Source organism: Rhodanobacter aciditrophus (genome assembly GCF_050026795.1).
In the GTDB taxonomy this organism is placed as follows: domain Bacteria; phylum Pseudomonadota; class Gammaproteobacteria; order Xanthomonadales; family Rhodanobacteraceae; genus Rhodanobacter_A.
Map to the genome: position 1 here is coordinate 1,074,649 of NZ_JALBWP010000012.1, position 8,910 is coordinate 1,083,558.

At 69.8% G+C, this 8,910-nt stretch carries 7 protein-coding genes; all 7 read left to right on the forward strand.

Annotated elements, in window-relative coordinates; genetic code table 11:
- The first annotated feature begins 63 nt into the window (after positions 1-63).
- Positions 64-1,095 carry a UDP-3-O-(3-hydroxymyristoyl)glucosamine N-acyltransferase gene (lpxD, locus tag ACQGNW_RS18045; RefSeq protein WP_426664760.1) on the forward strand — a complete coding sequence of 344 codons (1,032 nt, stop codon included), beginning with the start codon at positions 64-66 and terminating at the stop codon, positions 1,093-1,095.
- Positions 1,088-1,561, forward strand: coding sequence for a 3-hydroxyacyl-ACP dehydratase FabZ (fabZ, locus tag ACQGNW_RS18050; protein WP_426664761.1), 474 nt, complete (start codon positions 1,088-1,090; stop codon positions 1,559-1,561). Before lpxD ends, fabZ begins: the two co-directional genes overlap by 8 nt.
- Positions 1,558-2,346 carry an acyl-ACP--UDP-N-acetylglucosamine O-acyltransferase gene (gene lpxA / locus ACQGNW_RS18055; protein WP_426664762.1) on the forward strand — a complete coding sequence of 263 codons (789 nt, stop codon included), beginning with the start codon at positions 1,558-1,560 and terminating at the stop codon, positions 2,344-2,346. The genes fabZ and lpxA overlap by 4 nt, the downstream gene beginning before the upstream one ends.
- A gap of 64 nt (positions 2,347-2,410) precedes the next feature.
- The gene (gene lpxB / locus ACQGNW_RS18060) at positions 2,411-3,652 is read left to right on the forward strand and encodes a lipid-A-disaccharide synthase (RefSeq protein WP_426664763.1); all 1,242 of its coding nucleotides are present in this window, start codon (positions 2,411-2,413) and stop codon (positions 3,650-3,652) included.
- Positions 3,653-3,797: 145 nt separating this feature from the next.
- Positions 3,798-4,406, forward strand: coding sequence for a ribonuclease HII (gene rnhB / locus ACQGNW_RS18065; protein ID WP_426664764.1), 609 nt, complete (start codon positions 3,798-3,800; stop codon positions 4,404-4,406).
- Positions 4,407-4,605: 199 nt separating this feature from the next.
- A complete protein-coding gene (locus tag ACQGNW_RS18070) occupies positions 4,606-4,800 on the forward strand; it encodes a hypothetical protein (RefSeq protein WP_426664765.1) in 195 nt (64 codons plus the stop codon).
- Between the two features lie 292 nt (positions 4,801-5,092).
- A complete protein-coding gene (gene dnaE, locus ACQGNW_RS18075) occupies positions 5,093-8,641 on the forward strand; it encodes a DNA polymerase III subunit alpha (RefSeq protein WP_426664766.1) in 3,549 nt (1,182 codons plus the stop codon).
- Positions 8,642-8,910 lie beyond the last annotated feature (269 nt).

Sequence of the window (8,910 nt, forward strand, 5' to 3'; positions counted from 1 at the left end):
TCGCTTTGTGACGCACGTCCCCTGCGCTGCCGATACAATGGCCGCCCCCTCGCGGAGAAGCCCTTGAGCGCCCATCCCAGCCACACCCTCGCCGAACTGGCCGAACGTTTCGGCCTGCGTCTGCACGGCGACGGCAGCCGCCGCATCGAGGGCATCGCCACGCTCGCGAATGCCGGTGCCGGCCAGCTGGCCTTCCTTTCCAACGGCAAGTACTCCGCGCAACTGGCCGCTACTGGCGCCGGCGCGGTGATCCTGCGCGAGGAACACCTCGCCGACTGCCCGGTCGACGCGCTGATCGCCGCCGATCCCTACGTGGCCTACGCCAGGGTGGCCGCGCTGTTCGAGCGCATGCCCGCCGCCGCGCCGGGCATCCACCCCAGCGCGGTGGTGGATGCCGATGCGAAGGTCGGCTCCGGCGCCAGCATCGGCCCCTGCTGCGTGGTCGCCGCCGGCGCGGTGATCGGTGACGGTGCGGTGCTCGGCCCGCACTGCGTCGTCGGCGAGGACTGCACCGTGGGCGCGCAGTCGCGCCTGGTGGCGCGCGTCACCCTGGTGACGCGGGTGACGCTGGGCAAGCGCGTGCTGGTACACCCGGGCGCGGTGATCGGCTCGGATGGCTTTGGCCTCGCCTTCGAGCGCGACCACTGGGTGAAGATCCCCCAGCTCGGCGGCGTGCGCATCGGCGACGACTGCGAGATCGGCGCGAACACCACCATCGACCGCGGCGCGCTGGACGACACGGTGCTGGAAGAGGACGTGCGGCTGGACAACCAGATCCAGATCGCCCACAACGTGCACATCGGCGCGCACACCGCGATGGCCGGCTGCGCCGCGGTGGCCGGCAGCGCGAGGATCGGCCGCTGGTGCCAGATCGGCGGCAACGCCGGCGTGCTCGGCCATCTGGAACTCGCCGACCGGGTTACCATTACCGCCAAGAGCCTGGTCACGCACTCGATACGCGAACCGGGCGAGTATTCCTCCGGCACCCCGCTGCAGGACAACCGCCAGTGGCGCAAGAACGCGGCACGCTTCAAGCACCTGGACGATTTCGCGCGCCGCCTCGCGGCGCTGGAAAAGGACAAGAACGATGAATGACAACGCCGCGACCGTGACCCTGCCGGTGAACGTGGAACAGATCCAGCAGTTGCTGCCGCACCGCTATCCGTTCCTGCTGGTCGACCGCGTGATCGAGATCGTGCCTGACCAGAGCGTGGTGGCGCTGAAGAACGTCACCATCAACGAGCCGTTCTTCAACGGCCATTTTCCCGGCCACCCGGTGATGCCGGGCGTGCTGATCGTGGAAGCGATGGCGCAGGCCGCGGGCCTGCTCACCCAGCTCAGCAACCGCATGAAGGGCAACAACGCCAGCCCGCTGTTCTATCTGGTCAAGGTGGACAACGCGCGCTTCAGCGCACCGGTGGTGCCGGGCGACCAGCTGCGGCTGGAAGTGTCGGTCAAGCGCGTGATGCGCGGCATGGGCCTGTTCGCCGCACGCACCGTGGTGGACGGCAAGGAAGTCGCCAGCTGCGAGCTGATGTGCGCGGCGAGGTCGGAGAAATGAGCCGGACGCCCTCGATCCATCCCACCGCGCAGATCGATCCCGCCGCGAAGATCGGCGCCAACGTCGCCATCGGCGCCTACAGCGTGATCGGCGCCGAAGTGGAGATCGGCGACGGCACGGTGATTGGTCCGCACGTGGTGATCGAGGGGCCGACGCGGATCGGCCGCGACAACCGCATCGCGCAGTTCGCTTCCATCGGCGGCGATCCGCAGGACAAGAAGTTCGCCGGCGAGCGCACGGAACTGGTGATCGGCGACCGCAACCTGATCCGCGAGTTCGTCACCATCAACCGCGGCACCGGCGACGGCGGCGGCATCACCCGCATCGGCGACGACAACTGGCTGCTGGCCTACGTGCACATCGCCCACGACTGCCAGGTCGGCAACCACGTGGTGTTCTCCAACTACTCGGCACTGGCCGGGCACGTGGAGATCGGCGACTGGGTGATCATCTCCGGCTACGCCGGCGTGCACCAGTTCTGCAAGGTGGGCGCGCACGCGTTCATCGCGATGGGCTGCCTGGTCGGCTCCGACGTGCCGCCGTTCCTGATGATGGCGAACGAGCAGCACGGCCGGCCACGCGGCATCAACAGCGAAGGCCTGAAGCGCCGCGGCTTCGAAAGCCCGCGCATCGCCGCGATCAAGCGCGCCTACCGCACGCTGTACATGGCCGGCCTGTCGCTGCCCGAAGCGCGCGAGCAGCTCGCCCAGCAGGCGCAGGACAGCGCCGACGTGCGCGCGATGCTCGATTTCATCGACCGGAGCGAGAGGGCACTCGCCCGATAAGCGTCGCCGATATGCGCCCCGCATATCGGCAAATCAAACACGCGCTCTGGCTTATGCTCTTCGCATGAACAACGCACCGCACGGCGGCCCTGCCCCATTGATCGCCCTCCTGGCCGGCGAAGACTCCGGCGACCAGCTCGGCGCCGACCTGGTCGCGGCCCTGCGCGCCCGCTATCCGGACGCGCGCTTCGTCGGCATCGGCGGCAAGCGCATGCAGGCGCAGGGTTTCGAGTCCTGGTACGACATCCGCGAACTGTCGCTGTTCGGCCTCGCCGAGGTGGTGGCGCACCTGCCGCGCCTGCTGCGCCTGCGCAAGGAGCTGGTCGCGCGACTGCTCGCCGCCAGGCCTGCCGTGGTGGTCGGGATCGACGCGCCGGACTTCAACCTCGGCGTGGAGCGACGGCTCAAGCAGGCCGGCCTGCGCACGGCGCACTACGTCAGCCCCTCGGTGTGGGCCTGGCGCGAGAAGCGCGCCGCGAAGATCGGCCGCTCCGCCGACCGCGTGCTGTGCCTGTTCCCGATGGAACCCGCGATCTATGCGCGGCACGGCATCGATGCGCACTTCACCGGCCACCCGCTGGCCGACCGCTTTCCGCTGGTGTCCGACCGCGCCGCCGCGCGCGAGGCGCTGCAGCTGCCGCTGGATGCGCCGGTGCTGGCCGTATTGCCCGGCAGCCGCGGCAGCGAGTTGGCGCGGCTGGGCGGCCCGTTCCTCGACGCCGCGCGCCGCGTGGCCGCCGCGATCCCCGGGCTGCGCGTGGTGATCCCCGCCGCCAATCCGCGCATGCTGGAACGATTGCGCGCGCTGCTGGCCCAGGCGCCACAGGACACCACCGCGCCGCATCTGCTGGATGGCCATGCGCACGAGGCGATGCAGGCCGCCGACGTGGTGCTGCTGGCGTCGGGCACCGCCACGCTGGAAGCGATGCTGGCCAAGCGTCCGATGGTGGTGGGATACCGCGTTTCGCCCGTGAGCTACCGCATCGCGAAACTGCTGCGCATGCTCAAGACCGACGTCTACGCGCTGCCCAACATCCTCGCCCGTGCCTGCGGCATGGGCGAACGCGTGGTGCTCGCGCCCGAACTGATGCAGGACGACTGCACCGCCGCGAAACTTGCCGACGCCGTGCTGGCGCTGTTCAACGACAGCGAGCGCCGCGGCGCGATCGTGGCCGCGTTCGAGCAGCTGCACCGCGCCCTGCGCGCGGACCTCGCCGGCAGCGCGGCGGATGCGGCGGCCGGGGCGATCGCTGACTTGATGGAGCCGCTCAACCCCCTCTCCCCTCCGGGGAGAGGGTTGGGGTGAGGGGACACAATGGCGACAAGCTGTATCGGTGCACGCCCCGATTCGGTCCTTCGCAAGCCCCGCCCCCTCACCTCAATCCTCTCTCCAAAGGGGAGAGGAGGCGAACACGCCGTGCGGTTCCGCACCGACCAACTTCCTGGCGAACATGAATACCTCGACTTCGGCTGACCAAGGTTTTTTAAGAGCGGGGGTGGACGAGGCCGGACGCGGCCCGCTGGCCGGTCCGGTGGTGGTCGCCGCGGTGATCCTCGACCCCGCCCGTCCCATCGCCGGCCTCGACGACTCCAAGAAGCTCAGCGAGAAACGGCGCGAAGCGCTGTACCCGCAGATCGCCGAACGGGCGCTGGCGCACTGCGTGGTGATAGTGGAGGCGCAGGAAATCGACCGCCTCAACATCCTCCAGGCCACCATGGTCGGCATGCGCCGTGCCGTGGCTGGCCTCGCGCCCGCCGCGCACGAGGCGCTGGTGGACGGCAACCGGCTGCCCAGGGAGCTGCCCTGCCCCGGGCGCGCCATCGTGGGCGGCGACGCGCTGGAGCCGGCGATCAGCGCCGCCTCGATCCTCGCCAAGGTGACCCGCGACCGCCTGATGGTGGCACTGGACGCCGTCCATCCAGGCTACGGCTTCGCCGTGCACAAGGGCTATCCCACGCCCGCCCACCTGGCCGCACTGCAGCGGCTCGGCCCCTGCACCCAGCATCGGCGCAGCTTCGCGCCGGTGCGCCAACTGCTCGACCAGGGCGCGCTGTTCTGACGATTCCGCCGCAACCGCGGCGCCTACCCGCTGCTGTGCCGGGGCCGCGGAAGCGTGCAGAAAAATCGCATGCAACCGTGCCCCGATCGGGCGCATCATAACCATCGGGATCATCGCCCGCATGGACGCACCGGCCATGCCGGCGGCAGGGATCGCCACCGCACGGCCGCCCGCGCCAACGAACCGCAGGAGTCGTGCCATGATGCTTCCGAACCGCCGACCACCCGTCGACCTGCCGCCACCCGGCGCCCCGCTGCCCAGCGGCCAGGTCACCGCCAAGGCCCGCGCCGAAACGGTCCCGGTGCACGCCGACTACAACCACCAGCCGCTGTTGGTGAGCGGCCTCGAGCACTACGTGCAGCCCGTGGAGGAGGAACGCTTCCACGTGAGCTGAGGGGCTGCGAAGTTTCGACCTCTCTCCCGGCTCGGCCACGCGTGGTCGGCCGCGAATCGGCCACGGCAAGCAACCGAGTCGCGGAGCTGCGTATGGACGTGGGTGGGACGCGCCCGGGAATCCCGCAGGATGCGGCATTTTCACAGGCGCCGCCGCCGACCGCCTTCCGGCCCGCCGATGCCCGTCCGCGCAGACGCGACAGCCGCGTTCGCGCGCCCGGGCGGCGACGCTGTCAAGCTTGTGAGCCGGCTCCGCCACGGTTAGCCTTCCGGGACTCACCCGATGAGTCCGCATGTCCGCACGCTTCGTCCATATCCACCTGCACAGCGAGTATTCGCTGGTCGATTCGACCATCCGCATCAAGGCGCTGGTCGCCGCCTGCGCGCAGGCGGGCATGCCGGCCGTGGCGCTCACCGACGAATGCAACATGTTCGCGCTGGTGAAGTTCTACAAGGCGTGCAGCGCGGCGGGCATCAAGCCGATCTGCGGCAGCGACCTGTGGATCAGCGCGCCGGACGACCCGCGCCCGTGGCGGCTCACCCTGCTGTGCCAGCACCGCGAGGGCTACCTCAACCTGTCGCGCCTCGTCTCGCGCGCCTGGCAGGAAGGCCAGCACGGCGGCCGCGCCCTGGTGGACGCTGGCTGGCTCACCGCCAACGCAACGGCTGGCCTGATCGCCCTGCTCGGCCGCGAGAGCGAAACGGCACGCATCGCCTTGTCGCAAGGCCACGACGCCGCGCTGGCGAAGCTGCGCCCACTGGCAAGGCTGTTCCCGGACCGCCTGTACCTCGAACTGACGCGCTGCGGGCGCGAAGGCGAGGAAGCGTGGAACTCGGCAGCCGTTGCACTGGCCGCCGAACTCGCGCTGCCGGTGGTCGCCGGCAACGACGTGCGCTTCCTCAAGCGCGACGATTTCGAGGCGCACGAGGCGCGCGTGTGCATCCACCAGGGCCGCGTGCTGGCCGACCCCAAGCGTCCGCGCGACTACAGCGCCGAGCAGTACCTGAAATCCCCCGAGGAAATGGCCGCGCTGTTCGCCGACCTGCCCGAGGCGCTGGAAAACACCGTCGAGCTGGCCCGCCGCTGCAACCTCGAACTGAAGTTCGGCACCTACTACCTGCCCGACTTCCCGGTGCCCGAGGGCCATGACCTCGACAGCCACATCCGCGAACTGGCGCGGCAGGGCCTCAAGGAGCGCCTCGCCGCCGCGCCGCTGGCCGAGGGCTACAGCCTGGCCGACTACGAGGCGCGGCTGGAGCGCGAGCTCGACGTCATCATCAAGATGGGCTTCCCAGGCTACTTCCTGATCGTGGCGGACTTCATCAACTGGGGCAAGCAGCACGGCATCCCGGTGGGCCCGGGCCGCGGCTCGGGCGCCGGTTCGCTGGTGGCGTGGGTGCTGAAGATCACCGACCTCGACCCGCTGCAGTTCAACCTGCTGTTCGAGCGCTTCCTCAACCCCGAACGCGTGTCGATGCCGGACTTCGACATCGACTTCTGCATGGATCGCCGCGACGAGGTGATCGACTACGTGTCTCGCAAGTACGGCCGCGACCACGTAAGCCAGATCATCACCTACGGCTCCATGGCGGCCAAGGCGGTGCTGCGCGACTCCGGCCGCGTGCTCGGCATGGGCTACGGCGCGGTGGACAAGATCGCCAAGCTGATCCCGCCGCGCCCGCTCGACCTCACGCTCTCCGACGCGCTGGGCCGCACGGAAAAGTCGAAGAAGGAGCCCGAGCGCGTCGTCAGGGAATTCTGCGAGCTGTACGAGCAGGACGAGGACGAGGCGCGCCCGCTGATCGACCTGGCGCTGAAGCTGGAGAACCTCACCCGCAACGTCGGCAAGCACGCCGGCGGCGTGGTGATCGGCCAGAAGACGCTCACCGAATACGCGCCGCTGTATTGCGAACCCGGCGGCGGCGGCGTGGTCACCCAGTACGACAAGGACGACGTGGAAGCCGTCGGCCTGGTGAAGTTCGACTTCCTCGGCCTGCGCACGCTCACCATCATCGACTGGGCCGTGAAGGCGATCAACGTGCGGCGCGCGCAGGGCGGCGAGGAACCGCTGGACATGTCCAGGCTGCCGCTGGACGACGCCACCACCTATGCCGAGATCTTCGCCAAGGCGAAGACCGTGGCGATCTTCCAGTTCGAATCCTCGGGCATGCAGCGCATGCTGAAGGACGCCAGGCCCGACCGCTTCGACGACCTCATCGCGCTCGGCGCGCTGTACCGCCCCGGCCCGATGGACCTGATCCCCAACTTCGTGGCGCGCAAGCACGGCCGCGAGGAGGTGGTGTACCCCGACCCGCGCGTCGAGCCCGTCCTGAAAGAGACCTACGGCATCATGGTCTACCAGGAACAGGTGATGCAGATGGCGCAGATCGTGGGCGGCTACACGCTCGGCGGCGCCGACCTGCTGCGCCGCGCGATGGGCAAGAAGAAAGTCGAGGAGATGGCGAAGGAACGCGCCAAGTTCCGCGACGGCGCGGCGAAGGACGGCCTGAGCAGCAGCAAGGCCGACGAGATCTTCGACCTGATGGAGAAGTTCGCCGGCTACGGCTTCAACAAGTCGCACGCCGCGGCGTATGCGCTGGTCTCCTACCAGACCGCGTGGCTGAAGGCGCACTACCCCGCCGAGTTCATGGCCGCGACGATCTCGTCGGACATGGACAACACCGACAAGGCGGTGACCTTCATCGACGAGTCCAGGGCGATCGGCCTCACCGTGCTGCCGCCGGACGTGAACGCCTCGGACTATATGTTCGTCGCGGTGGAGCCGAGGGTGATCCGCTACGGGCTCGGCGCGATCAAGGGCGTAGGCCAGGGCGCCTGCGAGTCCATCGTCGCCGAACGCCAGCGTGGCGGCGCGTACAAGGATCTCGCCGACTTCTGCCGCCGCGTGGATCCCACCAAGCTCAACAAACGCGTGCTGGAGGCGTTGATCCTCTCCGGCGCGCTCGACGCGCTGGCGCCCAACCGCGCCAGCCTGATGCTGCAGCTGCCCGACGCGATCAAGGCCGCCGAGCAGCACCTGCGCGACCGCCAGTCCGGCCAGAACGACATGTTCGGTGCCGCCATGGGCCTGGCCGCACCGGTAGTCCAGATCGAACTGCCCACCGCGCCCGACTGGCCGCTGGAGCAGAAGCTGCAGGGCGAGCGCGACACACTGGGCCATTACCTCTCCGGCCACCCCGTCGATCCCTGGCGCGAAGAGCTTGCCCAACTCGCCACCTGCCCGCTGGGCGAGATCGCCGAGCGCTACCAGCCGCCCCGCCCGCGCAAGAGCGACGGCGACGACGGCAACCGCTTCCGCCGCGGCCCCGACACGCCGTGGACCGCGGCCGGCATGGTGGTTGCCGTGCGCAAGCGCGGCGACAGCGACGCCTTCGTGCGGCTGGAAGACGGCACCGGCGCCATCGAGGTGAGCTTCTTCGGCGAGCTCTACCAGCAGGTGGCGCCGCTGCTGGTGCGCGACGAGATGCTGATCGTCGAGGGCGGCCTGCGCATCGACGAATTCTCCGGCGGCGGCTTCCAGCTGCGCGCCCGCAGCGCCACCACCCTGGCGGATGCCTGCCGGCGCCACGCGCGCCTGCTGCAGGTGAAGTTGAATGGCATCGGTCCCGACTTCCCCGCGCAGCTGCGCCAGACCCTGGCCGGTTTCCGCGGCGGCCGCGCCAGCGTAAGCCTGCACGGCTACCACAACGCCATCGCCCAGGCCGACCTGGAGCTGGGCGAGGACTGGCGGGTGGAGGCCATTCCGGAGTTGTTGCGCGCCGTGCGCGCGCTGCCGGGGGTACAGGCGGCGCGCCTGCGGATGGTGAAAAGCGAGCCTTGAAGTTCCGGCCTGCATGCAACGCCAGAGCCGGATCCGTCATTGACCTCACAAAGCCGCCTTCCTGGCTTTGTGAGTCGGCAGGGCCGGCAAATCCGGCCCGGCCGCCGGCGCGCGGGCGCGACCCCCCCGCGCGCCGGCGGGCCCACCCACTGGGGCCGGGCCGGCCCCCCGGGGTGAGGGGGGGGCCAGACCCCCCCCGGGACCGGGTTTTGGGCGCCCCGGGTTAAGTCCGGGGGGCCGGGCCAGAAACACCGCGTCAGTATACCCAC